The sequence below is a fragment of the Aequorivita sediminis genome (assembly GCF_032080575.2).
GTDB lineage: Bacteria > Bacteroidota > Bacteroidia > Flavobacteriales > Flavobacteriaceae > Aequorivita > Aequorivita sediminis.
Window position 1 is genome coordinate 22,746 of the sequence record NZ_JAVLSO020000011.1, and the last position, 25,123, is coordinate 47,868.

26 protein-coding genes are annotated in these 25,123 nt (G+C 35.0%); 6 read left to right on the forward strand and 20 right to left on the reverse strand.

The genetic code is table 11. The features are described from left to right. Window positions 1-23: 23 nt before the first annotated feature. On the forward strand, window positions 24-677 hold the full coding sequence (gene upp, locus RT250_RS12735; protein WP_313115191.1) for a uracil phosphoribosyltransferase: 654 nt from the start codon (window positions 24-26) through the stop codon (window positions 675-677). Between the two features lie 9 nt (window positions 678-686). Here upp and RT250_RS12740 read toward each other — a convergent pair whose 3' ends face one another. Together RT250_RS12740 and RT250_RS12745 are read right to left on the reverse strand one after the other, a co-directional pair. Beyond that, window positions 687-1,268 carry a methyltransferase domain-containing protein gene (locus tag RT250_RS12740; RefSeq protein WP_313115192.1) on the reverse strand — a complete coding sequence of 194 codons (582 nt, stop codon included), beginning with the start codon at window positions 1,266-1,268 and terminating at the stop codon, window positions 687-689. Between the two features lie 3 nt (window positions 1,269-1,271). Continuing rightward, on the reverse strand, window positions 1,272-2,294 hold the full coding sequence (locus tag RT250_RS12745) for a Tll0287-like domain-containing protein (protein ID WP_313115193.1): 1,023 nt from the start codon (window positions 2,292-2,294) through the stop codon (window positions 1,272-1,274). Window positions 2,295-2,486: 192 nt separating this feature from the next. Here RT250_RS12745 and hemN point away from each other — a divergent pair, with 192 nt between their 5' ends. From hemN to RT250_RS12770, 5 genes are all read left to right on the forward strand, one after another. Continuing rightward, entirely contained in the window at window positions 2,487-3,851 is a 1,365-nt protein-coding gene (hemN, locus tag RT250_RS12750; protein WP_313115194.1) for an oxygen-independent coproporphyrinogen III oxidase, read from the forward strand. A 90-nt stretch (window positions 3,852-3,941) separates the two neighbouring features. Next, window positions 3,942-5,219: an alginate export family protein gene (locus RT250_RS12755; protein ID WP_313115195.1), complete on the forward strand. Its 1,278-nt coding sequence runs from the start codon at window positions 3,942-3,944 to the stop codon at window positions 5,217-5,219. 24 nt (window positions 5,220-5,243) lie between these two features. After that, window positions 5,244-6,713 (forward strand): copper-containing nitrite reductase, encoded by a 1,470-nt coding sequence (nirK, locus tag RT250_RS12760; protein WP_313115196.1) that lies wholly within the window; start codon window positions 5,244-5,246, stop codon window positions 6,711-6,713. Window positions 6,714-6,727: 14 nt separating this feature from the next. Continuing rightward, window positions 6,728-7,495 carry a formylglycine-generating enzyme family protein gene (locus RT250_RS12765; protein ID WP_313115197.1) on the forward strand — a complete coding sequence of 256 codons (768 nt, stop codon included), beginning with the start codon at window positions 6,728-6,730 and terminating at the stop codon, window positions 7,493-7,495. A gap of 43 nt (window positions 7,496-7,538) precedes the next feature. Further along, window positions 7,539-8,153 (forward strand): SCO family protein, encoded by a 615-nt coding sequence (locus tag RT250_RS12770; protein WP_313115198.1) that lies wholly within the window; start codon window positions 7,539-7,541, stop codon window positions 8,151-8,153. 57 nt (window positions 8,154-8,210) lie between these two features. Here RT250_RS12770 and RT250_RS12775 read toward each other — a convergent pair whose 3' ends face one another. The 18 genes from RT250_RS12775 to RT250_RS12860 all read right to left on the reverse strand — a co-directional run bounded on the left by RT250_RS12775 (window position 8,211) and on the right by RT250_RS12860 (window position 25,047). Next, window positions 8,211-8,381 carry a hypothetical protein gene (locus RT250_RS12775; protein WP_313115199.1) on the reverse strand — a complete coding sequence of 57 codons (171 nt, stop codon included), beginning with the start codon at window positions 8,379-8,381 and terminating at the stop codon, window positions 8,211-8,213. A 3-nt stretch (window positions 8,382-8,384) separates the two neighbouring features. Continuing rightward, the gene (locus RT250_RS12780; RefSeq protein ID WP_313115200.1) at window positions 8,385-9,131 is read right to left on the reverse strand and encodes a sulfite exporter TauE/SafE family protein; all 747 of its coding nucleotides are present in this window, start codon (window positions 9,129-9,131) and stop codon (window positions 8,385-8,387) included. A 38-nt stretch (window positions 9,132-9,169) separates the two neighbouring features. Beyond that, window positions 9,170-9,616, reverse strand: a complete 447-nt coding sequence (locus RT250_RS12785; RefSeq protein WP_313115201.1) for a FixH family protein — start codon at window positions 9,614-9,616, stop codon at window positions 9,170-9,172. A 57-nt stretch (window positions 9,617-9,673) separates the two neighbouring features. After that, complete coding sequence (gene ccoG, locus RT250_RS12790) at window positions 9,674-11,095, reverse strand: cytochrome c oxidase accessory protein CcoG (protein WP_313115202.1); 1,422 nt, start codon at window positions 11,093-11,095, stop codon at window positions 9,674-9,676. A 105-nt stretch (window positions 11,096-11,200) separates the two neighbouring features. After that, window positions 11,201-12,121: a cbb3-type cytochrome c oxidase N-terminal domain-containing protein gene (locus RT250_RS12795; RefSeq protein WP_313115203.1), complete on the reverse strand. Its 921-nt coding sequence runs from the start codon at window positions 12,119-12,121 to the stop codon at window positions 11,201-11,203. Beyond that, on the reverse strand, window positions 12,118-12,315 hold the full coding sequence (locus tag RT250_RS12800) for a CcoQ/FixQ family Cbb3-type cytochrome c oxidase assembly chaperone (protein WP_139856585.1): 198 nt from the start codon (window positions 12,313-12,315) through the stop codon (window positions 12,118-12,120). Before RT250_RS12800 ends, RT250_RS12795 begins: the two co-directional genes overlap by 4 nt. Window positions 12,316-12,317: 2 nt before the next feature. Then, window positions 12,318-14,519 carry a cytochrome-c oxidase, cbb3-type subunit I gene (gene ccoN, locus RT250_RS12805; RefSeq protein WP_271424889.1) on the reverse strand — a complete coding sequence of 734 codons (2,202 nt, stop codon included), beginning with the start codon at window positions 14,517-14,519 and terminating at the stop codon, window positions 12,318-12,320. 13 nt (window positions 14,520-14,532) lie between these two features. Then, window positions 14,533-14,760, reverse strand: coding sequence for a cbb3-type cytochrome oxidase assembly protein CcoS (gene ccoS / locus RT250_RS12810; RefSeq protein ID WP_313115205.1), 228 nt, complete (start codon window positions 14,758-14,760; stop codon window positions 14,533-14,535). A 57-nt stretch (window positions 14,761-14,817) separates the two neighbouring features. Further along, a complete protein-coding gene (locus RT250_RS12815) occupies window positions 14,818-17,229 on the reverse strand; it encodes a heavy metal translocating P-type ATPase (protein WP_313115206.1) in 2,412 nt (803 codons plus the stop codon). A 124-nt stretch (window positions 17,230-17,353) separates the two neighbouring features. Continuing rightward, window positions 17,354-18,349 carry a hypothetical protein gene (locus tag RT250_RS12820; protein WP_313115207.1) on the reverse strand — a complete coding sequence of 332 codons (996 nt, stop codon included), beginning with the start codon at window positions 18,347-18,349 and terminating at the stop codon, window positions 17,354-17,356. 345 nt (window positions 18,350-18,694) lie between these two features. After that, window positions 18,695-19,417 (reverse strand): iron-sulfur cluster repair di-iron protein, encoded by a 723-nt coding sequence (gene ric / locus RT250_RS12825; RefSeq protein WP_313115209.1) that lies wholly within the window; start codon window positions 19,415-19,417, stop codon window positions 18,695-18,697. Window positions 19,418-19,564: 147 nt separating this feature from the next. Beyond that, window positions 19,565-20,029, reverse strand: a complete 465-nt coding sequence (locus RT250_RS12830) for a hemerythrin domain-containing protein (RefSeq protein ID WP_313115210.1) — start codon at window positions 20,027-20,029, stop codon at window positions 19,565-19,567. Between the two features lie 422 nt (window positions 20,030-20,451). Further along, the gene (locus RT250_RS12835; RefSeq protein ID WP_313115211.1) at window positions 20,452-20,874 is read right to left on the reverse strand and encodes a cytochrome C; all 423 of its coding nucleotides are present in this window, start codon (window positions 20,872-20,874) and stop codon (window positions 20,452-20,454) included. 3 nt (window positions 20,875-20,877) lie between these two features. Then, entirely contained in the window at window positions 20,878-21,147 is a 270-nt protein-coding gene (locus RT250_RS12840; protein ID WP_313115212.1) for a hypothetical protein, read from the reverse strand. 11 nt (window positions 21,148-21,158) lie between these two features. Further along, window positions 21,159-22,172 carry a cbb3-type cytochrome c oxidase subunit II gene (locus tag RT250_RS12845; RefSeq protein ID WP_313115214.1) on the reverse strand — a complete coding sequence of 338 codons (1,014 nt, stop codon included), beginning with the start codon at window positions 22,170-22,172 and terminating at the stop codon, window positions 21,159-21,161. 11 nt (window positions 22,173-22,183) lie between these two features. After that, window positions 22,184-23,995, reverse strand: coding sequence for a cbb3-type cytochrome c oxidase subunit I (locus RT250_RS12850; RefSeq protein WP_313115215.1), 1,812 nt, complete (start codon window positions 23,993-23,995; stop codon window positions 22,184-22,186). Between the two features lie 86 nt (window positions 23,996-24,081). Continuing rightward, window positions 24,082-24,516: an RrF2 family transcriptional regulator gene (locus RT250_RS12855; protein WP_313115217.1), complete on the reverse strand. Its 435-nt coding sequence runs from the start codon at window positions 24,514-24,516 to the stop codon at window positions 24,082-24,084. Between the two features lie 102 nt (window positions 24,517-24,618). Beyond that, complete coding sequence (locus tag RT250_RS12860) at window positions 24,619-25,047, reverse strand: RrF2 family transcriptional regulator (RefSeq protein WP_313115219.1); 429 nt, start codon at window positions 25,045-25,047, stop codon at window positions 24,619-24,621. Between the last annotated feature and the right edge of the window lie 76 nt (window positions 25,048-25,123).

Consider the following 25,123-nt stretch of genomic DNA (forward strand, 5'->3'; position numbering starts at 1 on the left):
TTAGTACACATATCTAAATTATTATGATAATAAACGATTTCAGCAAAAAGAATTCTTTAATCAGTAAATACATTTTTGAGCTTCGCGATGTTTCGATTCAGAAAGATTCAATGCGTTTTAGAAGAAATATAGAGCGCATTGGGGAAATTATGAGCTATGAGATTAGTAAAACCTTAAACTATGAAACTGTTAAGGTCACTACTCCACTAGGTGAAAAGGAAGTATATGTTCCTGACAACAAAATAGTATTATGCTCAATTCTACGTGCCGGACTTCCGCTTCACAATGGAGTTTTAAATTATTTTGATTCGGTTGAAAACGCTTTTATTTCTGCTTACAGAGAACATCCAAATGATGATGATGACTTTGAAGTTATCGTTAGTTATCTAGCTTCACCTTCTATAGAAGGAAAAACATTGATACTTGTAGATCCTATGCTTGCAACAGGAAAAACATTGGAAAATGTATTGGAAGCTTTAAAAAATCACGGAAAACCTAAGCAAATACACATACTATCTGTTATAGGTGCTAAACCAGGGATTGAATACGTTGAAAAAATTTTCCCCGCAGATACACATTTATGGATAGCTGCTGTAGATGACCGTTTAGACAGTCGTGGATATATTATTCCAGGCTTAGGTGACGCAGGAGATTTAGCTTATGGCGAAAAGCTATAAAATTTAAAATTACTTTTTCTGCAACTTAATAAACAGTTCGTTTCCTTCTCTAGGAGGGATAGAATTGTAAGCCATTTCCATTTTATCGAATACAAACTTATCTTCAAACAAAGGAATATACTCATCCTTATTTCCACCAAATGGTGGTTCATCACTGTTCAATGGAATATTAAAAAGCAATCCCACTATTTTTCCATTAGGCTTCAGCAAATCGTATGCTTTATCGACGTATCGATTCCTTAAAATGGGCTCTAACGCACAGAAAAATGTTTGTTCTAATATTAGATCGAACGAATCGTTTAAATCAAAGAAATCTGTGTGTAGTAAATTTTCTTTTGGAAATGATGGTATGCGCTCAGCCAAATTGTTAAGTGGGATTGAAGAAATGTCTGCTATGTAAACATTTCTAAAGCCATTTTCAAATAAGTATTCCGCCTCATAACTATTCCCTCCGCCGGGAATCAATATTTTTAAATTTTTATCGGTAAGCTGATCGATATAATCTTCCATCGGGGTGGAAACATAACCTATATCCCAACCTGTTTTACCTTGTTTATAGCGTTCATCCCAATACGATTGATTGTTATTCATATTTTAATTATTAAAGTTTATACTCCAGATACCGCGCACCTCATTTTCGGAATAACCTGTGGCCATATCTAAAGGATACAATTGTTTTATTTTAGCTAATGTAATAGTTTCTAATTCTTTTCCTGGAGAACCATGGCATTGTAGGCACATAGCATTAGTGACAATTGGTAAATAAAATTCTGTATTGTTACCTTTTTTCACAAGTATTGGCTCAACCTCTCTCCCCGTTGCAATTTGAGTCTTAAATTGATTAATAAATTCTAGTTCTTGTGAATTTGCTGTGTTTTTAGGGTTTCTCGGTTTATCTGTTACGCGCTTTATCGTTGCATTGTACAGTGTTGCCATACTATCTGTAATAGGCATAGCTTGCACGTTACAAAAATTTAGGGCTTCTATTACGCCATTTTTTTGTATTTGTCCCATGAGATTTTTGCCTAACTCGGCTTTAGTGGTTTGCGATATTTGCATACCTTTCTCTTTGGAAGAATGTTGTTCAATTGTATTGTTTTTTCCTATTCCTTTTTTCTTCCCTTTCCCCTTACTATTTCCTTTTTTACCTTTCATTTTTGGTCGGTCACCGTGCATTTTTTTATAATGATCATCGAACCACACCGGTTCTTCTATATCATTCTCAAATATATAATCGGCAATATGCCTGATAGTTTGTTCTGGATAAAATTGATAGGGCATTAAACCAAATTTTTTAACGGCACCAGGCATTTTCGATTTCGCTACTGAAGGTTCTTTAGCCCAATCTAGCATTGTACCTACAAATTCTTCTTTGGTGGTTTCTTCAGAAATATAATGCATTTTTACAGCTATCATTGGAGGAGCAATTATGTCCTTCTCTGCAGTTTTTGGATTGTGGCAAACATTGCAATAATTTTCCATTAACTTCTTTCCTGGGTGTTCCTGATTAGCAATACCTTCCACAGGATTATTCTGTGCTATTTCCGAGTAGTTGGCACGATTATTTTTACAAGCCGATAATAAAATTATAACAAAAAATATTAATGAAAATTTCATAACTTATGATTTTGTTGAGATAAAGATAAAGCTAAAATTAAAACAATCAATTAACATATATTGTAACAAAAGTTACGTAAAACTATTTATTTACATACTGAAAGATAAGATGTTTAAAAAAAATAAAACTGATATTAATCATTTAGTAAACAAACAAACAGCTCTAATTTTGAACCCAAAATAAAATTAGATATGACTTCCAATTTAGTTTCAAAGTACAATGTTCCTGGTCCTAGATACACAAGTTATCCAACTGTTCCGTATTGGAATGAGTCTAACTTCTCCTTAAAAGAATGGAAGAAAAATGTATCACAAAGTTTTTCCGAAAGCAATTCTAAAGAAGGAATAAGCGTGTATATACACCTACCCTTTTGTGAAAGCTTGTGTACTTTTTGTGGATGTAATAAACGCATCACCAAAAATCACGCTGTTGAAACACCATATTTAGAATCTGTTTTAAAGGAATGGCGACTTTATCTTGAGCTATTTAATGAGAGACCAATTATTAAGGAATTGCATTTAGGAGGAGGAACACCTACCTTTTTTTCAGCAAAAAATTTAAAAATTCTAATTAGAGGTATTTTTCGAGATGCAACAATGGCAGAGAATCCATCATTCAGCTTTGAAGGTCATCCGAACAACACCAAAGGCGATCATTTACAAACGCTTTACGACTGTGGTTTTACAAGGGTAAGCTATGGGGTTCAAGATTATAATCCAACAGTTCAGGTAGCGATTAACAGACTTCAACCCTTTGTAAACGTAAAACGAGTAACCGAAACTGCTCGCGAAATTGGTTATACCTCGGTAGGACACGATATTATATTTGGACTCCCATTTCAGAAAAAAGAGCACGTAATTTATTCTATAGAAAAAACAAAAGAGCTAATGCCAGACCGTATAGCTTTTTACAGTTATGCTCACGTGCCGTGGATAAAAGGAAATGGACAACGAGGTTTTAAAGAAGAAGACTTACCTACTCCAGCAGAGAAGCGAGAAATGTATGAAACTGGTAAGAAAATGCTAGAAGAAGCTGGATATATAGAAATCGGTATGGATCATTTCGCTTTAAAATCGGATAGCTTATACAAAGCTGTCGAGGATAAAGAATTGCATAGAAATTTTATGGGGTATACCGAAAGCAAGACGCAGTTAATGATAGGACTTGGAGTTTCTGCTATTGGTGATAGCTGGTACAGTTTTGGACAAAATGCTAAAAACGTAGAGGAATACCAACATTTGGTTGAACAAGGAGTTCTTCCAGTATATCGCGGTCATATGCTAAATGAAGAAGACCTAATTATTAGAAAACACATTTTAAATATGATGTGCCGATTAGAAACTTCTTGGGAAAATACTTCACTTCAATTTCCAGAATTACCAGATGTACTCAGCAACCTAAAAGAAATGGAAACTGATGGTTTGTTAGAAATTGGCGCTAAAAACTTACGTATAACAGAAAAAGGTCGTCCTTTTGTTCGTAATATCTGCATGGCATTTGATGTATTATTACAGCGAAATCAGCCAGACAGGCAACTGTTTTCGATGACTGTTTAAAGTAGTTATTAATAAGGCTTTTGTGACAACCGTCATATTTCTTTTTATTTTATATTCAGACATTTGTGTCAGAAAATAATTTTATCGGTTATGAGTTTTGCTAAGAAGCTATTATTTGTTTTCCTGATATTAGGGGCTGTCAATGTTTATTCGCAATTCACTTTAGATGCAGAGCTGCGTCCTAGATTTGAGCATAGACATGGTTATAAAACACTTTACCCAAACAATGTTGATCCTGCGGCCTTTGTTTCACAACGAACACGATTAAACTTTGAATTTAAAACTGAAAAACTTCATTTGTATTTAAGTCCGCAAGATGTGCGCGTTTGGGGAGATGTGCCACAACTCAATGTAGCAGACAATAATGGCTTTTCACTACATCAAGCATGGGCAGAAATACTTTTGATTAAAGATTTTAATTTTAAAATTGGACGTCAGGAGATAGTGTACGACGATCAGCGTTTCTTTGGAAATGTTGGCTGGGCACAGCAAGGAAGAAGCCACGACGCTGCACTTCTAAAATTTGAACCAAGCTATTTTAAACTTCATTTTGGGGCAGCTTATAACCAAGACAACGAAAGCCTTACTGGAAACATACTTACAGTAAATACCTATAAAAGCCTTCAATATATTTGGGTAAATAAGAATTGGGAAAGGCTATCAGCAAGTTTTCTGTTTTTAAATAACGGACTTCAATATATCGATGAACTTGATGCGTCTAAAAATGACACTCGATACAGCCAAACTGCTGGAATACACTTAAAAACTGGTATTGACAACTTTAACTTTTCTTCAAATCTCTACTATCAATTTGGTAAAGATGTTTCCGATAATGATTTAAGCGCATATTTATTTTCATTAGAAGCGAATTATGCTGCAACTTCAAATCTAAATATAGGATTAGGAAGCGAGTTACAGAGTGGAAATGATTATGGTGCGCCAGCAAATAGGGAAAATAAAGCCTTTACTCCTCTTTATGGTACAAATCATAAGTTTAATGGGCTAATGGATTATTTTTATGTGGGGAACCATTTAAATAATGTAGGGTTATTGGACCTCTACGGAAATGTAAAATACAAATTAAACACTAAAACAAATTTCAATTTAGCACTTCATCAGTTCTATGCTGCCGCAGATATAAATAATGAAGCTTCTAAAAATTTAGGATTTGAATTGGATTTATTAACTTCGTACAAATTGAATGAAGATGTTGGATTTCATCTAGGTTATTCACAATTTTTCGCTACGAAAGGGACCGAAATTGTAAAAAATAATTTTGATGGCAATTCAAATTATTGGGCTTGGGCAATGGTTACAATAAATCCTACACTGTTCACTTGGAATAAAAGTGAAACAACCAAATTATAAATCAACTCTTTAAAACCAACTATTATGACAATTAATTTTAAGAAAAAAAATGTAGTAAAACTGCTGCTAGGCTTTGGAGCAGTGGCCTTTTTAACTGGATGTGTTAACGACCAATCTAGCAAAACTTATGAAAATGCCTTGGATATTCCTGTAAGCCAAGAAATGGTAGCAGAACTAACCGATCCACCATTTGTTCCTACTCCAGTAGGAAAACGTAAAGCTAAAAAGCTAATCGTCGATCTTGAAATTCAAGAAAGAGAAGGCGAGATGGTAAACGGTGTAAAATACGTTTATTGGACGTTTGGAGGTACTGTTCCAGGAAGCTTTATTAGAACTCGTGTAGGTGATGAAATTGAATTTAAATTAAAAAATCACCCAGACAATAAGCTACCTCACAACATCGACCTTCACGCGGTGAATGGTCCAGGAGGTGGAGCAGAATCATCATTTGTTGCTCCAGGTCACGAGAAAATCTTTTCATTTAAAACCCTTAACCCGGGATTATATGTTTACCATTGTGCGACCGCTCCAGTAGGGATGCATATTGCAAACGGTATGTACGGTTTAATTCTAGTTGAGCCAGAAGGTGGTTTAGAACCAGTAGATAGAGAGTATTATATAATGCAGGGTGATTTCTACACCGAAGGAAAATATGGAGAACGTGGTTTACAAGCTTTTGATATGCAGAAAGCAATTGATGAAAAAGCAGATTATGTAGTATTTAATGGGCACGTGGGGGCAATGACAGGAGATAATGCATTAACGGCAAAAGTGGGCGAAACTATTCGTTTATTTGTGGGTAATGGAGGACCTAATCTTGTCTCTTCTTTTCACGTAATTGGAGAAATTTTTGACAGAGTTCATGTTGAAGGTGGAGATTTAATAAACGACAATGTTCAAACAACATTAATTCCTGCAGGAGGTGCAGCAATAGTTGAATTTAAAGTAGATGTTCCAGGGTCATTTATATTGGTAGATCACTCTATTTTTAGAGCATTCAACAAAGGAGCGCTTGCCGTATTAAACGTTGAAGGTGAAGAAAACGAAAAAGTTTTTGCTGGAGAGATTTACGAAGGGATTTACCTTCCAGAAGGTAGTGTAATTCAATCCATGCCTAGTTTAGGTAAGAAAGATGACAAAAAAGAAGAAGTTAAAGCCTTGAGTTTTGAGGAAAAAATGAAGTTTGGTAAGGATAAATATATGGCTACTTGTGTTGCTTGTCACCAAGCAAACGGGCAGGGAATTGAAGGTGCCTTCCCTCCTTTAGCTAAAGCAGACTACTTAAACGAAGATGTAGATCGCGCAATTGATATTGTATTAAATGGTAAATCAGGTGAAATAACTGTTAACGGTAAAAAATACAATAGTGTGATGACCGCACAGGCCCTTAGCGATGAAGATGTTGCAAACGTATTGACATATGTATATAACAGCTGGGGCAATAACAAAACAGATGTAACCCCAGAAATGGTAAAAGCTGTTAGAAATAGATAATTAAGCAATTTACAATGAGATTTTTAAACATCGCCCTTTTCTTAGTCTGTTCGCTATTATTTGTTAAGGTTACTGCTCAAAATGATAAAATGGCCAAAGTAAAGGGCGGTGTTTTTTTACCGCTCTACGGAACGGCAGACCAACTGGTAAAAGTTGATCCATTTATGATGGACGTATATCCTGTTACAAATGAGGAATACTTAAAATTTGTAAAGAAAAATTCAAAATGGAAAAAAAGCAATGTAATAAGCCTTTTTGCAGATAAAAGCTATCTTAATAAATGGGAGAATGATATTACCTATAGTGGTCTTCCTAATGCTCCAGTAACAAGTGTTTCTTGGTTTGCAGCCAAAAAATATTGCGAATGCCAAGGAAAACGATTACCAACAGTTGACGAATGGGAGTTTGCTGCTATGGCAAACGAAGATGTTCCCGACGCTAGAAGAATTGAATCTTATAATCAATATATTTTAAGTTGGTACGAAACCCCTAAAACCTATACAAATCCGATTGGCGAATCGTACAAGAACTATTACGGAATATACGATTTACACGGCTTAGTATGGGAGTGGACACAAGATTTTAATACGGTTCTTATTTCGGGGGAATCACGAAAAGATCAGGATAAAGACTCTAATCTTTTCTGCGGAAGTGCGGCTATTGGCGCTTCAGATTTAATGAATTATGCTGCTTTTATGCGATATGCATTTCGCGGGAGTATGAAAGCCCGTTACAGCTCACAAAACCTCGGGTTTAGATGCGTAAAGGATATAGAAGAATAAGTTCTAAACTCTTTCCTTATGCTTATAAAAATTTAAAATGATTATGAAAAACTTTAAATATATTTTAATTGCGATATCACTTGTTGCGATTTCCTGTAATAATGCAGTTAAAGATTCTGAAGATATTTCTGAAAACAACACCGAAGAATCTAAGAGTAATGTTATTTCAGATATGTCTATCTATAACCTTCCTTCTAATTGGACTACACAAGAAGGCGAAGATATTGAATTGAAAGAGCTACAAGGAAAAGTTCTGGCTATGGTTATGATATATACTTCGTGTCAAGCTGCTTGCCCCAGATTGGTTGCGGATATGAGAAATATTGAAAAACAAATTCCCAATGATAAAAAGGATGATGTTCAATATGTATTTGTAAGTATAGATCCAGAAACTGACACTCCTGAGCGTTTAAAAGCTTTCGCAAAGGAAAACCAGATGGAAGATAACAAATGGCTTTTCCTACGTGGTAGCGAAGAAGATACCCGTGAATTTGCTGCAGTATTAGCAGTTAACTACAAACAAATTTCCCCAATAGATTTTTCGCACTCAAATATTATAAGTGTTTTTAATCAAGGGGGTGAACTTGTACACCAACAAGAAGGTCTTGGTGTAGATAATAAGGAAACTATCCAAGCTATAATTGATTTAGCAAAATAGTTGTTTTCACAATAAAGAAACTAAGCGTTTGTAGTGAATCTCGATGAGATTTACCTGCTAGTGTTTTTTTTCATCTGAATTTGTAGTGTTATTATGGTCACCACTGCCCTTTCCTCTAAGAACAAAGTTTAGTACAATGGCAGCCATTACTACACATAGCACTGCAAAGAAAATGATGATTGCGGTACCCATGCCCCAATTAGCTAATGGTAAGATTGAATTTGTCATTGCTTAAATATTTTTTTGGTTATTAATTAGTTTATTGTCTGATAGCGTTGGCGCACAGTCTAAATTTGAATCTACTTTTTCAGTCATTGGTTTTGGGGAAATATAGGGTATTCCTAAGCTCAACCCTCTAACGATAAATAGGCACCCAATAATTACAACTAGTACTGGAATTGCTTTGCGAATTCGTTGGCGCACTTGTCCATTTAGAAAATTTCCAAGGTATATAGCAGAGGTCATCAATGGGATTGTACCCAATCCGAATACAGCCATATACAAACTCCCTTGAAGCGCATTACCTGAAGCGATTGCACCGAAAACAGCCATATACACCAACCCACAAGGTAAAAAGCCATTTAAAAATCCAATAGTTAAAAACGTATCAGGAGTTTTCTTTTTTAATTCTTTGCCTAACGCAGATTTTACTTTTGAAACAGCTTTGTAAATTGGTTTTGAAAAGTTGTATTTATTAAAAGTTTTTGTGGGAATAAAGATAACTGCAATCATTAATACTCCAATAAAAATTGAGAGTTGCTGCTGCATCCCAAATAAGTTTAAACTTTTTCCTACTAAACCAAAGACCAATCCTATTATACTGTAGGCTAATATCCTTCCAAGGTGATACAGAAAAATCTGACCAATTTTTTTGAGGTTATTAGTTCTATATACAGGTAATAAAAATGCAATAGGGCCGCACATTCCCACGCAGTGAAAACTACCTAACAATCCAAATAAAAGTGCGGTGTATAACATTTTAAGTACGCTATTCTACGTTTATAATTCAATTGATACTAGTAGATAATTTCATCTTTAAATAGATAATCTTCCCCATCGATACTCCATTGAACGATAGTGTTCCATCGGCCTCCTACCATCTTTTCATCGGGAATAAGTAAGCTTGAACTCGTTAGTTTTAATGGCATTTCGAAATCTAATTTCTTGTTGGATGGTCTGTACATCAATACCGTTCCAGTTATTTTTGAATAATCAACTTCCTCTGGAAAGGTAATCATCCATCCTTCAGCGGTTCTTTTGCCCTTTACGTTAGACTTTAAGCTATGCGAATTGGTTTGGTCGTCCATTTCTTTTTGAAACACCAATTCTTTTTGATAGTAATTTTCAGTTACTAAATCGAAATCGTATTTATCTTGAGTGCTAATTTTTATAACGAAAAATAGTATAAATGATATAAACAGCACCATCCCAATCACCAAGCCTGTACCCCAATTTATCTTCATCACGATTATTATTTAATTGTTAATTCTGTATTTCAATTCCTTTTAAATTCAAAAGAATTACTTATAGCTTCGCGGGCCTAAAAATGTAACGCTTGTAGTTTCTATTAATTTATCGCCACTATACACTTCAATTACCGCGCGGTTTTTATCACCACTTAAGGCTGAGTTATTGATTTCGATAAACAGTGTTCCTTCGGCTAAATCTTGCGCAGGAACTATAATTTCACCTTGTTTCACACTCTTTATTTCTCCTTTAGGCGATTTAAGTTTAAAGTGAATGTCTTCAATATCTCTAGTGGTTTTATTCAGCAACTTATAGGTAAATACATTACTAATAATATTGTTTTCTTTATGCTCATAAAGCTGCCCAGGAAGTCGTAAAATATTAGCTTCAACATCACTTCTTAAGAACAACATCCCCGTAAGTACTCCTATAAGAATTACTAAAACTGCTGTATATCCTTTAAGTCTCGGCGTGAATTTAAAAGGAGCTTTCTTTTCAATATTTTCTTCACTAGCATATCTTATTAATCCTTTTGGCAAGTTAACTGCTTCCATCATGCTATCGCAAGCATCCATACAAGCTGTACAGTTTACGCATTCGAGCTGAGTACCGTTACGGATGTCAATTCCAGTTGGGCACACATGAACACATTGAAAACAGTCTATACAATCCCCTTTTCCAGAGGCTTCACGATCTTCATTTTTTCTGAATTTTGCACGGCCTTTTTCCTTTTCACCACGTTTGTGGTCGTAGGCTACTACTATAGATTTGTTATCTAGTAAAACACCTTGTAATCTTCCGTAAGGACAAGCAATAATACAAACCTGCTCACGGAACCAAGCGAATATAAAGTAGAAAACACCTGTGAAAATTAATAGTGAAATTAGCGTACTTAAATGTTCAATTGGTCCTTCGAAAATGTATTGTATTAATCGATCACTTCCTATTAGATACGCTAAAAATATATTGGCAATTAAGAAGGAAATAATAAAAAATATAAACCACTTTAAAACTCGTTTTCTTATTTTCTCTGCATCCCACTTTTGTTTATCCAATCGAATTTGAGCCCCTCTATCGCCATCAATCCAATACTCTACTCGGCGGAAAACCATTTCCATAAAAATAGTTTGCGGGCAAATCCAACCACAAAATATACGTCCAAAGGCTGCTGTAAATAATAGGATAAAAACCACTCCAATTACCATCATTATAACAAATAGGTAAAAGTCCTGAGGCCAAAATGGAAAACCAAAAATATTAAAGCGTCGCTCTAAAACATTAAATAGCAAAAACTGATTGCCATTTATTTTAATAAACGGGGCAGAAAATAGAAATGCTAGTAAAACATAACTTACATACTTTCTGTAATCGTAGTACTTACCGGAAGGTTTTTTAGGATACACCCAAGCTCTTTTTCCTTCTTCATTCAGCGTTCCGATGCTATCTCTAAAGCTTTCGTTTTCTGGAGTTTCCAATGATATTATTTTTTGATGTGAAACGTAATATTGATGCTAATAACTTAGAGAAGATATTAAAATCAACTCTAAGTTACTAGCTCTTGATACAGGGTCAATCTCTGTTTAAACTTCAGTATTATCTGCTGTTTCATTTTCTTCAACAGCATCATTTGAAGAATTTTCATCCTTCCAGATTTCCCCTTCAGCTTCTTTTCCATCTGCTGGATTCGTACCGTGAAGTGTCATTACATAACTCGACACTTGGGCAATTTCACTAGGTTTTAAATCTGTTTTCCAGGCAATCATTCCTTTTCCTGCTCTACCTCCTTCGCTAATGGTATTATAGATATTTTTAATTCCTCCACCTAAAATCCAATAATCGTCTGTCAGGTTTGGACCAATACCTCCACCTCCACTGTCTTTATGACAAGCCACACAGTTATCGGTGTAAATAGCTTTACCTGCAGCAAGATCTGAAGGAGAATCTAAAAATTCTACTGTGCTGGCATCTATGAGGTCTTTGTTATTTTCTTTGTATTTAGCGATATCTATTTTTGCCTGTGCTATTTCAGTTTCAAGTTCATCAATTTGATTTGGACCATCAAAAATTTCATAATACACTAGATATACCCCAGCAAATACAATTGTTGCATAGAACAGATATTTCCACCAAGGTGGAAGATTATTGTCTAACTCACGAATACCATCGTAATTATGGTCTAACACTATCTCCTGCTCTTTTTCTAATGGCTTAGAATCGAGCATTTCTTTGTACTTCTTCTTAATCCAGCCGAATTGATTTTCTTCTAAAGTAGCGTATCGCTTTTTAGCATCATCGTCAAGACCTGTATAGAGAACACGCTGTAACGCAGCCGAAACTATCTCGAAGGCAATAGCAAAGAAAAACACCACGCCTAAAACGGCCCAGATAATTGGAAATTTAACTATAGCCCATTCCTCTCCAGAATCTACTATAAACTCTAGTAGGAAAAAGGCAAGAATCATAAAGCCTATGACTCTTAAATATGACATTACGGTTTTCATAGTATTTGGTCGTTTTGGTTATTAGTATCGTCTTCCAATGGAATATTACTCACTTCAGTAATGTGCTCTTTCTTAGCTGTAATCACCCAATAAAAGAGCCCAACAAAAAAGAAAAAGAATATTAACAGTGATATCAATGGATATATTTGAACATCGTCTATGTTCTCTAGGTTTCCTTTTACAAATTTCAACATAACTAGTCGTTTAATGCCGATGCATCTTCGGCGTTTTGTACTTTAATATCTGTTCCTAATCGTTGTAGATAAGCAATTATTGCTACGATTTCACGGTCTTTCATCTCAACAAATTCTTCCCCGTTTTCTTGAGCGTACTTTTTATCTGCCTCATAAGATGAAGCAAAATCTGGGTCGCTATAAAGATTCTTTTCTATTTGAGTTCCTTGTTCAGTCATCCATTCTTGTGCTCTTGCTATTTCTTCATCTGTATATGGAACACCTATTTTAGATAATGCACGCATTTTAGATTCGGTATCAGATTTATCTAATTCTGATGTAATCAACCATTTATACGAAGGCATAATAGATCCTGATGAAGTACTCTGCGGGTCGTACATGTGGTTTAAGTGCCAGTTATCAGAATATTTACCTCCTACACGGTGAAGGTCTGGCCCTGTTCGCTTACTTCCCCAAAGAAACGGATGGTCGTAAACAAATTCACCAGATTTTGAATATTCACCATAACGTTCTACTTCACTTCTAAATGGTCTAATCATTTGCGTATGGCAGTTCACACAACCTTCGCGGATGTATATGTCACGACCTTCTAATTCTAAAGGTGTATACGGTTTTACACTTGAGATTGCCGGAACATAATCGTCCACCATTAACGAAGGAATAATTTGCACCATTCCACCAATTAAAATTGCAATGGTTGCATAAATCGTTAATTTAATTGGGCGACGCTCCAACCAAGTGTGCCATCCTTCACCTGAAGTTTGTCTTTTAGTAACTGGAGTTAATGGAGCAGCTTCTGCAAGTTCGTCTGTAACTTTACTACCTTTTCTGGCAGTCATTATAATATTGTAAAGCAAAATGAAAGCACCTGTAATATATAAGCTACCACCTATTGCTCTCATCCAATACATAGGCATGATTTGGGTAACAGTTTCAAGGAAGTTACCGTAGGTAAGCGTTCCATCTGGGTTAAACTGGTTCCACATAGAAGCTTGCATAAATCCAGCTACATACATGGGTAACGCATACATAATGATACCTAAAGTACCTATCCAGAAATGTGCGTTTGCCAATTGAACTGAGAATAGTTTTGTTTTAAATAGGCGTGGTACCAACCAATAAATCATACCAAAGGCTAAGAAACCATTCCACGCTAGTGCACCTACGTGAACGTGCGCTACAATCCAATCGGTAAAGTGAGCAATAGCGTTCACGTTTTTAAGTGAAAGCATTGGCCCTTCAAAAGTCGCCATCCCGTAACCGGTAATTGCCACAACCATAAATTTAAGTACAGGATCAACACGTACTTTGTCCCAAGCACCACGCAAGGTTAGAAGTCCGTTAATCATACCTCCCCAAGATGGAGCAAGTAGCATTACAGAGAATGCAACTCCTAGGTTTTGCGCCCATTCTGGAAGTGAAGTGTACAATAAATGGTGAGGTCCTGCCCATATATAAATAAAAATTAAAGACCAGAAGTGAACAATAGAAAGTCTATATGAATACACTGGTCTATTTGCAGCTTTAGGAACAAAGTAGTACATCAGTCCAAGGAAAGGTGTAGTTAAGAAAAACGCTACTGCGTTATGACCATACCACCATTGTACCAGGGCGTCTTGCACTCCAGAATACATTGAATAACTCTTTAATGCTGTTACAGGAATTGCCATACTATTTACAATATGCAATACTGCCACAGTTACCCATGTTCCTAAATAGAACCAAAGCGCAACGTACAAGTGACGTTGGCGTCTTTTTACCATGGTCATAATCAAGTTTACACCAAAAGCCACCCAAATTATTGCAATTGCAACATCAATTGGCCACTCTAGCTCTGCGTATTCTTTTGAAGTGGTGTAACCTAATGGTAAAGTAATAGCTGCTGCAACTATAATTGCCTGCCATCCCCAAAAATTAAGGTTACTTAAAAAATCGCTCCACATTCTAGCTTTTAGCAAACGTTGAGAGGAATAATAAACCCCTGCAAAGATTGCATTTCCTACGAAAGCGAAAATCACGGCATTGGTATGCAATGGTCTTAAACGACCAAAACTTAGCCAAGAAATTCCGTCTGTCATATTCGGAAACATAAACATATAAGCCAGTAGTAAGCCAACGCTCATACCTATGAGCCCCCAAAAAATGGTAGCATAGATAAACTTTTTGACAATCTGATTGTCATAGTAAAACTGTTCTGTTTGCATAATGGTAAAAGAATTATTTATCTGGATTGGTTAAATTTACTTTATTTTTATTCAGTTTTTTTCCGGCATTATCTCCTGTTAGTTCGGCATCTTCTTTTACAAGCTCATCGTCAAAAAGCATTCGTACAGATGGTGTATACGTATCGTCGTATTGCCCCTTTCTTACTGAAAAAACAAACAGTATAAAAAAAATAATCGCTACTAAAAGGCTGAGCGCTAAGAGCATGTAAATTATCGTCATTTCTTAAATATCAAATTCAAAAATATTATCACAATCATCACTATAATATGACAATCGTCAGCTTTTCTTATTTATACTCATTCTTAATTTCTTACCTATCGATTGAGTTGTAATAGTTGTAAATACCACCACGCTAATAGAGCTTAAAGGCATTAAAATTGCAGCAACAACGGGAAGTAAATGTCCGGTTACTGCAAATGAAATCCCTATAAGGTTGTAAAACAACGAAAGTACAAAAGCCCATTTGATTACTTGTACTCCTTTCTTAGAAAAATTGAGATAGTCTGGAATTTTATCGAATTTAGATGCATCGAGGATACCATCACAAGCGGGAGAAAAAACGTTGGTATTTTCGGATATTACAAAGCCTACATCACTCTGTTTTAACGCTCCAGCATCATTCAATCCATCGCCAATCATTAACACTCGTTTCCCCTCTTGCTGTAATGATTTTATAAAATTTAATTTATCGTTTGGTTTTTGATTGAAGTGCAACTTAATACCTTGCGGCAACATTGCTTCTAAGCGTTCGCGTTCCCCTTCGTTATCCCCTGAAAGCACGATTACTTCTTTATCCTTGCCTATTTGCTCAAATACATCGGCTACTCCAGATCTATATTCACTATTAAAAATATAACATCCTTTATATACTTTATTCGCGCTTATATGAACAGTAGTTTTATTTTTAATCTCGTCTAGAGTTTCGCTATAATCTCCCACAAATTCATACGAACCAACTTTTATACTATTTTCATTATACGATGCAGAAATCCCCTTTCCTACTTCTTCTTTAAATTCATCTAAGGTTTGAATATCGTTTTTATCTAAAATGCTGTATAACGAACGGCTTAAGGGGTGGCTAGAGGCACGGAGAGTACTTGTAAGTAATTTTTTTTCTTCTTCAGTAAGTGCTACACCTTCATAGGTGATTAAGTTTTTTTGATTGGTAGTTAGTGTACCGGTTTTATCGAATACTACTGTATCCAACTTTGCCATTTGTTCAATAACTGAAGCTTCTTTTAAATACAGTTTTTCTCTTCCGAAGATACGCAGCACATTACCTAGTGTAAATGGTGCAGCTAGAGCAATAGCACAAGGACAAGCTACAATTAGTACAGCAGTGAACACATTAAATGCTTTTGAAGGATCTACAACCATCCAGAAAATTGTTGCAATAAATGCAATAGTTAATAGCGTTACTGTAAAGCGTTTACTTATATTGTCTGTAAGCGATTCGAAAACTCCTGTTCTATCCTTGCTAAAAACATCGTTACTCCACAATTGCGTTAAGTAGCTTTGAGAAACAGGTTTTAAAACCTCAACTTCAATAATTCCTGCCTGTTGTTTTCCTCCAGCGAAAAGCTTGTCGCCACTTTGTTTGGAAATTGGTTCAGCTTCACCCGTAACAAAACTGTAATCGATTAGGGCATTTCCTTTTATCAAGATCGCGTCTACAGGGATAATTTCATTGTTTCTAATCAACAAGCGATCGCCTTTTTCAACTTTATAAACTTCGGCTTGTTCTTCAATGGTATTTCCTTCTGGGTTTTTAAACAATCGGGTAACTGCTATAGGAAAGTACGATTTGTAATCGCGTTCAAAGGACAGGTAGCTGTAAGTTTTTTGCTGAAAGAATTTCCCTAGTAACAAAAAGAAAAGAAGTCCTGCCAAGCTATCGAAGAAACCAGTTCCCCAGTCCATTACAATATCTATAGTACTTCGTATAAAAAGCACAGCGACACCTAGTGCAATAGGTACATCGATATTTAGTATTTTAGAACGAAGTCCTTTATAAGCTGAAATAAAATATCCGCTTGCCGAGTAAAAAACTACTGGAAGCGAGAAAGCAAACATCAACCATCTAAAAAAAGGTTTGAATTTGTCTAGCCAAAATTCAGATCCTTCAAAATATTCAGGAAGTGAAAGGAACATTATATTTCCAAAAGCAAATCCAGCCACTGTTAATTTAAATAATAAACTGCGGTCTACATTCTTATCTTTTTTATCGGAATCGTCTAAAGAGATATACGGTTCATAGCCAATTCGGCTTAATAAAATCACTAAATTTTTAAGGGCATCTTCCCCTGAAGAGAAAGAAATTCGAACTGTTTTTTCTGGAAAATTAACCTGAGATGAAATTATTGAAGGATTGAGTTTATTTAAATTTTCCAATATCCATATACAGCTACTACAATGTATTGAAGGAATTACAAACGAGACAATTTGCATTTTACCATCGTTAAATTCCAGTAGTTTTTCAACAATAGTTTGGTTGTCTAAAAAGTCGAATTTACCCGCGATTTCGTTAGGAGAAATTCCTGGATTTTTTTCAAGATCGTAATAATAACCTAAATCACTATCGTGTAGAATGTCGTAAACCGTCTTACATCCGTGGCAACAAAAGGACTTTTCGTCGTGTGTAATCACGTCGTCGCGACACGCATCGCCACAGTGGAAACAGTTACCCATTAGGTTGAAATTTATGCATTAAATTATAGGTGCAAATATTGCAAAGTCTAATCTTTCATTAAATGATTATTATCAGCTTTTACAATGAAAGCTTGCTATATATAATCAATCAATTTAGAATGATTTAGGTAGAAAGATAAAAACTTTTAATTTGTTTGAAAAATAAAATCCCGACGGCTATTGGAAAAAGACAACTTAAGATGGCTAGTAGAATGTAATAATTCTGAAAAAAAGGTAGGCCTAGCCATATAGCAAAGGCTTTATAAAATATTAAAGTTTCTGTAGTAATAAAAGCCAAAAAGAAAAACCACAGGAAGCTTTTAGGAATACTAAGCAGACGGAAATAATTTAAAAAAGCGAGCATCATGGGGATTACAATTCCTAGAAATACAAGATGTAAATAACCGATTACAAAATCTTTAAGTCGATAAGCCAAATCGGCCATATAAGGAAAAGCAGAAAAGAATTGCATGAACACTTTTACAATTAATAAAACTCCTGCAATTTTAAATAGCAATAGGCCTTGAGGAGAAATACTTTTAATTAAAAAACTCCTCTGCCTTTTAAGAAGTAAAAACAGCTCATAAAAGGCTAGGATTTGCGCCACAGCACCTATTAATCCCAATACATATATAATTTTAGGCGGTCCAAACCAAAGTACTGATAGAAATAAGGTAAATATCACAGCAAAATTTAGAAGAAAGAAAAATGATTTTAACTGTTCCCTTTTAAAAACAACTCCTTTTTCTTCAAGTACATTGAACAGAATTCCTAACAGCGCTAATATAAACCAACCGTTGTATTGAAAGTGAAGATAAAAATATATAGATGTTTTATACCATATAGATTCTGTGCCTAAGGTAGCCATTACGCCACCGATAGCCCATGGACCAATACTGGAAAACACCAAATACCAAAGAGAAGCTTTTACAAGTTTCCAAGAAAAACGATGTTTAAGATGTTCGGGGATGTATTTTATCGCAAACCATGTAAACCAATAGGAAGCAAACAAAAATAGGGTTGAAAATATAATTGAATACAGGGCATACCCTTGAAAGGGAAAAGTTACAAGCATCCCTAATATGCAGATATTTGTAAAAATAAAAATGCGCTTATACAACTTGGGTTTTTTTACCTCAAAAAGGAAATTTTTATAGATTAAAGTTGTCAAGCCTAAATAAATCCAACCCAACAAAGCTGTATGAGAATGTGCGTGAAGTATATACTTAAAATTAAGCTGGACAGGGGTGACAAAAAATAACCTTAACAATACTCCCATTAGAGCTACTAGCAGGAAATAAGCAAGTGCAATGCCAATATGTTTTTTTAAATTTACCAAGCTGTAAAATTAAGAAAAAACAGTTCGGAGTTTGACGTTAAACAATCTTATTTGTCAATCTTCCGAACTGTATTAAAAACAAACTAATTATTTTTCAGTGATAGTTCTATTTTATTAATTTCTCAATTATTTTTTTAATGTCTTTTCCAGTTTTAATGCTTTCGGGAAAAGGATATTATTTTCTAGATGTACGTGTTGGTGTAAGTCTTGTTCAAATTCTTCTAGTTTTGAATAAAACGCTTTATAAGTATTACAAGCCCCTTGAGGTGGCGTAAAGTTGTTACTTAGCTTTGCTATTTTACGCAGAATTTCACCTGCTTCTTCGTGTTCTGCCTCCATCATTTTAATAGGGTTTTCAACAGTTCCAAAATGTATTGGAGGAACTTTTGTACCCTCCCGTTCTGCTCTTACAAGTTTCTTAATGAATGGGAATAAAATCAACTCTTCTTTTTTCATGTGCGATGCCAATTCTTGAACCACTTGTTTTACTAAGGATTCTATTTCGGCTAATTCGGTATAATGATGTCCGTGTACATGATTTACTCTTTGCGAATACTGAAGCAATAAAGGGCTACTTTCTTCCACATAACCGTGATGTACATTTATAATATGATCGGTTAGAAAGTCAAGTTTCCAACTGTTAAAATCTAAAGCTCGGTCTTTAATATTTTCTAAGTTAAGTATTTCTGTTTCTACTAAAACAGGATCAATTTCGGCTTTTTCACATGCTTTTTTGATACTTACCCCTCCCCCGCAGCAAAAGTCTATTCCATATTTTTTGAAGACGTGAGCGGCTTTAATATTTTCCGTAACTACATCTGCTACTGTTTTATCTTGAAGTGTTGTCATGGCATTTTTATTTATGTTTAATTAATAAAACAAATTTCAGTAGAATAAAAGGAACAAAGTATGACTTAAATCATAATTATGACAATTTTGTCAGAATATATTGAAAATCCTATATCTCTAAATATTTGATAGTTATTGGGTGAATTTTCACTCCCAGAAGGGATCGTGATAGTCGGGTGATTTTTCTAAATTGCTATGAATTTCTTCAATTTTAGCAAGTTGTGCTTTTGTTGCTACTTTTTGAATTTCGTTAAAAAGAATTCGTTCTTCAAAACGAATATGAGCATCTAGCTCTTCCTCTAATTTATTGAGTGCTTTTTCGGGATCTTTGTTATCATTAAACAAACGTTTAATTCGCCTGTGTTCTTTTAAAGCTCGTTCAATAAGTTCATTTTCTTTATCTAGAATAGGAAAAACATATTTTTCTTCATCGTTAAAATGTGGCGTTATTTCGTGCTTATAAAACCATTTTGCATATTCTTGCATTCTCCCTATTTCAATATTATTTTGAAATCCTTTTCGAATTTTCCAGCTAAATAATAAGCCAAAATGATGTTGCCTACTTAAAGGTTGCAAAGCAATATGACGTTTAATAGGTTTCTTCTTTTCCATAAGATTAAAGGTTTTCTAAATTATTAATTCATTTGCTGCCAAATTGAGAACAGCGTTCAATTATTCGTTTTTATTTTATAAATATCCATACGATTCACCCTAAATCAATCAACTCTTACATACTGATTTCGATGGTTTCCTACATCGTTCTGTTTAACTTTTAAGCGCGAATGAATTTTATTAAGGTATTCCTGATAGCCTCAGCAAAAAGCACGACTTTCAGCAGCTATTTTAATTTAGGTTATACTTCCAATGTCGAACTAAACAGTATACGAAATTGATGAATATAGTTCATTTTAAATTGTTTTTCGATACATTCCTTTAAAGATATTCAAGAACCCGGTATAGAATAAAGACTCTTTTAAAATAGGCTTTTCAATTCTGGCTTTGATAGCAATCAAGTAAGCGCTCATAGATTTAACTTAAAAGAACGATTTATACAAATCTGGATTCCAATACATAATTAGGTAAAACAGACCGAAGGCAAAAAATGCAATTAAAAGCGCCCATACCCAAGCAGGTATTGCCTTTGGAGTTTCAGAACCCTTAATTACAAAAAAGTCATTCGTTTCACTTCCGTACGCATTTATTATAAGAGGTACTTGAGTATCTACTGTTTCATTATCCTTCAGGCCAACAACAGAAATTGCGGGACCATTTCGCACTACAAAAGGAATTTCGCGAATACCTTCTATCCCACTAGAAGACTTAGCTACAATTTTTAAGGTATGTTTTCCATCTGGAATTTTGGTGGTATCCAAAACAACTTTCACTGGCGGTGCGAATGAGGCGAAAGGTTTAGGGTCTTCATCCAAAAAAACTTTTATAACTCTATTATCTTCCATAGCTTAAAATCCTTCATTTTTAACAATATTCTTGATGTGATTTGGATTGTTTTCCCTTGGTTTTATTAAATATTTGAGACTTAGAAATAAGGTTGCAACCACAATTACAATTCCCACCCAAATAATTATATAGTCTAGTGTGCCTGATGGCCCAGCACCATGGGTTATATTTTCAAAACCAGACGGTTGATTTTTTTTACAAACATCACACGCCCAGCTAATTTGGTTTCCTAGAAAAAACAAAACGGCAAAAACTGCTAGTGCTTTTTTCATTATTCTTTTATTTAATTATTTAATTCGTTTAAAACATATTCTCTAATCTTTTTAACATCTTCTTCCGATACAGGGGGAGCATCGTTACCCCAACTTTTGCGTTCATGCGTTGCTATAGCGGCAATTTCTGCGTCGTTTAATATATCACCAAACGCTTGCATAACACCGTAATCTGGACGAGAATCGTAACCTTGAAGAATTATTTTTATAAGCATTTCGTGATCTTCATCGTTTACAATTTTACTACCTGCTAAAGGAGGAAATGCTCCTGCAATACCTTTCCCGTTGTCTTGGTGACAAGCGGCACAAGTTTGTTTGTACAAGTTAGCACCGTCAAGACCACTGCCAGCGGTATTACCATCCATTCCTTCTTCTTGTATTTTTCGAAGTGCTGGAATAAATTCGCCTATATTTTCACCAGGAAGTTCTGTTTGTTTGAGCGATTTTAGATACTCCACAAGTAGTAGAGCATCTTTTGTAGCTACCACTTTTTTACCGGGTTTATCAAAAAACTCTTGAGGAATAGCTAAAGGCTTTTCATCATTACCAATCATAAAACTATCTACTTCTCTAAAAAGCCAAGGGTATGAAGGCATTACTGATTCTGAAACCACCGCTCTTGGATTGTATAGGTGAAGTAAATGCCAATCCTCACTCGGTTGACGTTTACCAATATTAGTTAAGTCTGGGCCTGTACGTTCACTTCCTAATAATGAAGGAGATTGTCGCCATATGTCCATTCGTTTTTTGCTGTAGTAATAATCGGAGGGAATTGACGGACGATCCCCCCAAACATTATCCATTTCTATATTTCTAACCTGCTGTGTGTGACAAGCCATACAGTTTTCGGAAACATAAATTTGTAAGCCTTTTTCTTGATTAGCTGTTAATGGTTTTTGATCTGGAATAGGTTCGGTTTCCTGCATTTGAAAAGCCGGAAGTATCGCTATCATTATACTCAATGCTATAAATACGACACCAGCCGTAAGCACTAAATTTTTATGTTCTTTATGAAAATTGAGCATTTCTATTCTATTTAAACAGTTATTTCTTCTACTAATTCCGACTTAATTTCCGTTCCCACTCTTCGGTATTTTTTTACCATATAATAGAAATTATAAGCAAAAACTAAATGTGAAAGGAACATTAGTGAACCACCAATGGCACGCCAAACCCAATAAGGTTTCATAAGTATTACCGATTCAATAAAAGCTTCGCCTTCTATCCAGCTTAACCCTTTATAAGTTCCTCCTGCCATTAGCGAAATCATATAAGCAAAAAGCCCTAAAAATGCTAACCAGAAATGTGCTCCTACCAATACTTGTGGCGGTTCTTTTCCTGTAATTTTTGGCAAAATTGCATATATACACGCCCATAAGAAAAAGGCTATAATACCATACATCGTCATATGGCTATGGGCTACATTAAAGTCGGTAAAGTGCCAAACGAAATTTGTGAATCTAAATGCTTGAAGACTTCCTTGCATCGAACCCACGAAATAGAAAATGGTTCCAACCAAAAAGAAAGGCAACACATAACTTTTAGAAATGTGATTCCAACTGCCCCGCATAGTCATTAAAAAGTTTGTTGAGCCTGCAATTACTGGTATAGCCATACCCGCACTAAAAACAATTGCTACTGTTTGCAACCACCAAGGCAACGGACTAAAAACAAAGTGATGTGTTCCAATCATGGTGTAAAACAACATTTGTGTCCAAAATGCTAGCACCCCTAAGGAATACGAATAAATAGGTTTATTAAGGGAAGACGGCAAGTAGTAGTACACCAACCCTAAGGTGAAGGTCATAAACCACATTCCCACCCCTTGGTGCATATAGTAACCTTGAATTACAGTTTCGCCTAAACCATCTTGATAAAATGGCAAGTACCCAATTACAGACAGTACGATTGTCCAAATTAAAGCGGCAAGAATAAACCAGTTTGAAATGTATATTTCGGAGATTTTACGTTTTGCTACGGTTTTATAGAAGTTTATAAATGTGATGATTAGTGCAATTGCAAAAAGCAGCATAATTGGCCAAACATATTCGCGGTATTCTCCTCCCCCGTTATTTATTCCTGCCATTAAACTTATGCTTCCCAAAATAATTGTGGCATTAATTAGTCGCCATCCCCACCATGCCATATTATAACTATGAATTACGGTGTTTGAAGTACGGGCAATTACAAAGTATCCCAAGCCAATCATCCCTAGCGAAGACCATCCCCAGAACACCATATTGGTATGTACAGGACGTAATCTTCCAAAAGACAGCCAAGCCTGGCTGTCCATCTCTGGCCAAACAAACTTCATTCCTAAATATTGACCTATTAAGGTTCCTAAAATAAGCCAGACAGCTGCTGCACCTATATAATAGATTACTATTTTCTTTAAAGCTTCTGGAGTTTCAATACTTAGTGTAGTTTTCTTCTTTTCGTCAAAAAAAGCATTATTTGGTTTGTTTTCAATATGATGAACAATACCTTTATCATCCACTGCATTTTCATGTCCACCTAACTCATTCCCAGACAATTTATACTTAAGAGCAGCTTTTCTTTTTTCGAGTATGGAATCAATCTCACTTTCCTCCATAGCAATAATATCATCATTAAAAGCCAACCTATTTTTATCTTGCTGCTTTCGTTTCAATGTATCTATATAAGAATTCAATTTCACCAATAAAATTATTGCAGCAACCACCATAACAATGGCAATTAAAACGAAGGTGCCGATAATACCGGGACTCGACAACCAGTTTTCTGTTGAAATACTACTATTCTTTTGCGCTATAGCAAATTGAGGCAATATTCCTAGAACCAATAATATTAACCAATTCAGTTTTTTCATTTTATATTAAAGTTTGTTTTAGAGGTATATTATATTTTATTTCTTAATTTCTTACCTTTTTATCATAAATAGGTATAAAAAAATAGTTAGCGTTTTAAAAATGACAGTCCCACATCTACACCATTTGCCAATTCGTGCAGGCTGGTAGTTTCGAGCATTAGTTTTAAGTTGTCTCTAATATCAACAAATTTATCATGCATTGGGCATGGTTGAAGTGCATCACAATGATCAAAACCAAGCGCACACCCCATGTATATTGAATCTCCATCTATCGCTGAAACGATATCGCTCAACTTAATAGTTTCTGCTTTTCCCTCTGGAATTTCGAAGCCGCCTGTGGGACCTTTTAGAGATTGAAGAATATTATTTTTAGCCAATTGATGTAAAATTTTAGCCGTAAATGCCTCTGGTGAATTAATTCCAGCAGCTATTTCTTTTAAACTTACACGATTACCTAAGGCAGATTGTGAAGCAATAAAAACTGATGCTTTAATTCCGTATTGGCAGGCTTTTGAAAACATTGTTTGAATTTAGAAATGCAAAGGTATACAAAAATTTAAATTCTGATAAAACTATCAGAATTTAAATATAAAATCTTTTATTTGAGATTGAAGTTTAGAGCGTTACATCTTTAAAAAAGTTTCGCCACTTCGTATTTTGCTGGCAAGTTCAATAACGGTATTATTTTTACACATCTTAGTTAATCCCTCACGAATCACCAAATATTCATCGTGTACTGGGCAAGGGTTTTCAGAAGAGCAAAATTGCAAACCTAAACAACAGCCGTTAAAAATTTTGTCTCCATCAATGCAACTTACAATATCGGCTAGAGTAAGTTTAGAATCTTTTTCAATATAAAACCCGCCTTTAGGACCCTTTTTGGAAAGGATAATTCCCGAACGCGCCATTTGCTGACATATCTTTGCAGTAAATGGTTCTGGAGAGTCTACTGCTTTGGATATTTCCGTCACATTCGATCTTTTATCTAGTTCAGATTGCTCAGCGATAAAAAGAACCGAACGAATTCCATATTCACAAGCCTTGGAAAACATGATTTTTTTTATTTTCCCTAATTTAGTGATTATAAACTGATTATTACATAAAAATTTATTAAAATAATTAAATTAT

Excerpts from the sequence above, each read along its gene's own strand:
- RT250_RS12855 (WP_313115217.1), bottom strand. The coding sequence starts at position 24,516 with ATGTTTTCAAAAGCCTGCCAATACGGAATTAAAGCATCAGTTTTTATT.
- nirK (WP_313115196.1), top strand. The coding sequence starts at position 5,244 with ATGACAATTAATTTTAAGAAAAAAAATGTAGTAAAACTGCTGCTAGGC.
- RT250_RS12795 (WP_313115203.1), bottom strand. The coding sequence starts at position 12,121 with ATGAAAACCGTAATGTCATATTTAAGAGTCATAGGCTTTATGATTCTT.
- RT250_RS12850 (WP_313115215.1), bottom strand. The coding sequence starts at position 23,995 with ATGAAAAAACTGAATTGGTTAATATTATTGGTTCTAGGAATATTGCCT.
- RT250_RS12835 (WP_313115211.1), bottom strand. The coding sequence starts at position 20,874 with ATGGAAGATAATAGAGTTATAAAAGTTTTTTTGGATGAAGACCCTAAA.
- RT250_RS12770 (WP_313115198.1), top strand. The coding sequence starts at position 7,539 with ATGAAAAACTTTAAATATATTTTAATTGCGATATCACTTGTTGCGATT.
- RT250_RS12860 (WP_313115219.1), bottom strand. The coding sequence starts at position 25,047 with ATGTTTTCCAAGGCTTGTGAATATGGAATTCGTTCGGTTCTTTTTATC.
- RT250_RS12830 (WP_313115210.1), bottom strand. The coding sequence starts at position 20,029 with ATGGAAAAGAAGAAACCTATTAAACGTCATATTGCTTTGCAACCTTTA.
- RT250_RS12785 (WP_313115201.1), bottom strand. The coding sequence starts at position 9,616 with ATGAAGATAAATTGGGGTACAGGCTTGGTGATTGGGATGGTGCTGTTT.
- RT250_RS12745 (WP_313115193.1), bottom strand. The coding sequence starts at position 2,294 with ATGAAATTTTCATTAATATTTTTTGTTATAATTTTATTATCGGCTTGT.
- RT250_RS12765 (WP_313115197.1), top strand. The coding sequence starts at position 6,728 with ATGAGATTTTTAAACATCGCCCTTTTCTTAGTCTGTTCGCTATTATTT.
- ric (WP_313115209.1), bottom strand. The coding sequence starts at position 19,417 with ATGACAACACTTCAAGATAAAACAGTAGCAGATGTAGTTACGGAAAAT.
- hemN (WP_313115194.1), top strand. The coding sequence starts at position 2,487 with ATGACTTCCAATTTAGTTTCAAAGTACAATGTTCCTGGTCCTAGATAC.
- RT250_RS12775 (WP_313115199.1), bottom strand. The coding sequence starts at position 8,381 with ATGACAAATTCAATCTTACCATTAGCTAATTGGGGCATGGGTACCGCA.
- RT250_RS12755 (WP_313115195.1), top strand. The coding sequence starts at position 3,942 with ATGAGTTTTGCTAAGAAGCTATTATTTGTTTTCCTGATATTAGGGGCT.
- RT250_RS12840 (WP_313115212.1), bottom strand. The coding sequence starts at position 21,147 with ATGAAAAAAGCACTAGCAGTTTTTGCCGTTTTGTTTTTTCTAGGAAAC.
- RT250_RS12800 (WP_139856585.1), bottom strand. The coding sequence starts at position 12,315 with ATGTTGAAATTTGTAAAAGGAAACCTAGAGAACATAGACGATGTTCAA.
- RT250_RS12780 (WP_313115200.1), bottom strand. The coding sequence starts at position 9,131 with ATGTTATACACCGCACTTTTATTTGGATTGTTAGGTAGTTTTCACTGC.
- RT250_RS12815 (WP_313115206.1), bottom strand. The coding sequence starts at position 17,229 with ATGGGTAACTGTTTCCACTGTGGCGATGCGTGTCGCGACGACGTGATT.
- RT250_RS12740 (WP_313115192.1), bottom strand. The coding sequence starts at position 1,268 with ATGAATAACAATCAATCGTATTGGGATGAACGCTATAAACAAGGTAAA.
- RT250_RS12845 (WP_313115214.1), bottom strand. The coding sequence starts at position 22,172 with ATGCTCAATTTTCATAAAGAACATAAAAATTTAGTGCTTACGGCTGGT.
- ccoS (WP_313115205.1), bottom strand. The coding sequence starts at position 14,760 with ATGACGATAATTTACATGCTCTTAGCGCTCAGCCTTTTAGTAGCGATT.
- ccoN (WP_271424889.1), bottom strand. The coding sequence starts at position 14,519 with ATGCAAACAGAACAGTTTTACTATGACAATCAGATTGTCAAAAAGTTT.
- upp (WP_313115191.1), top strand. The coding sequence starts at position 24 with ATGATAATAAACGATTTCAGCAAAAAGAATTCTTTAATCAGTAAATAC.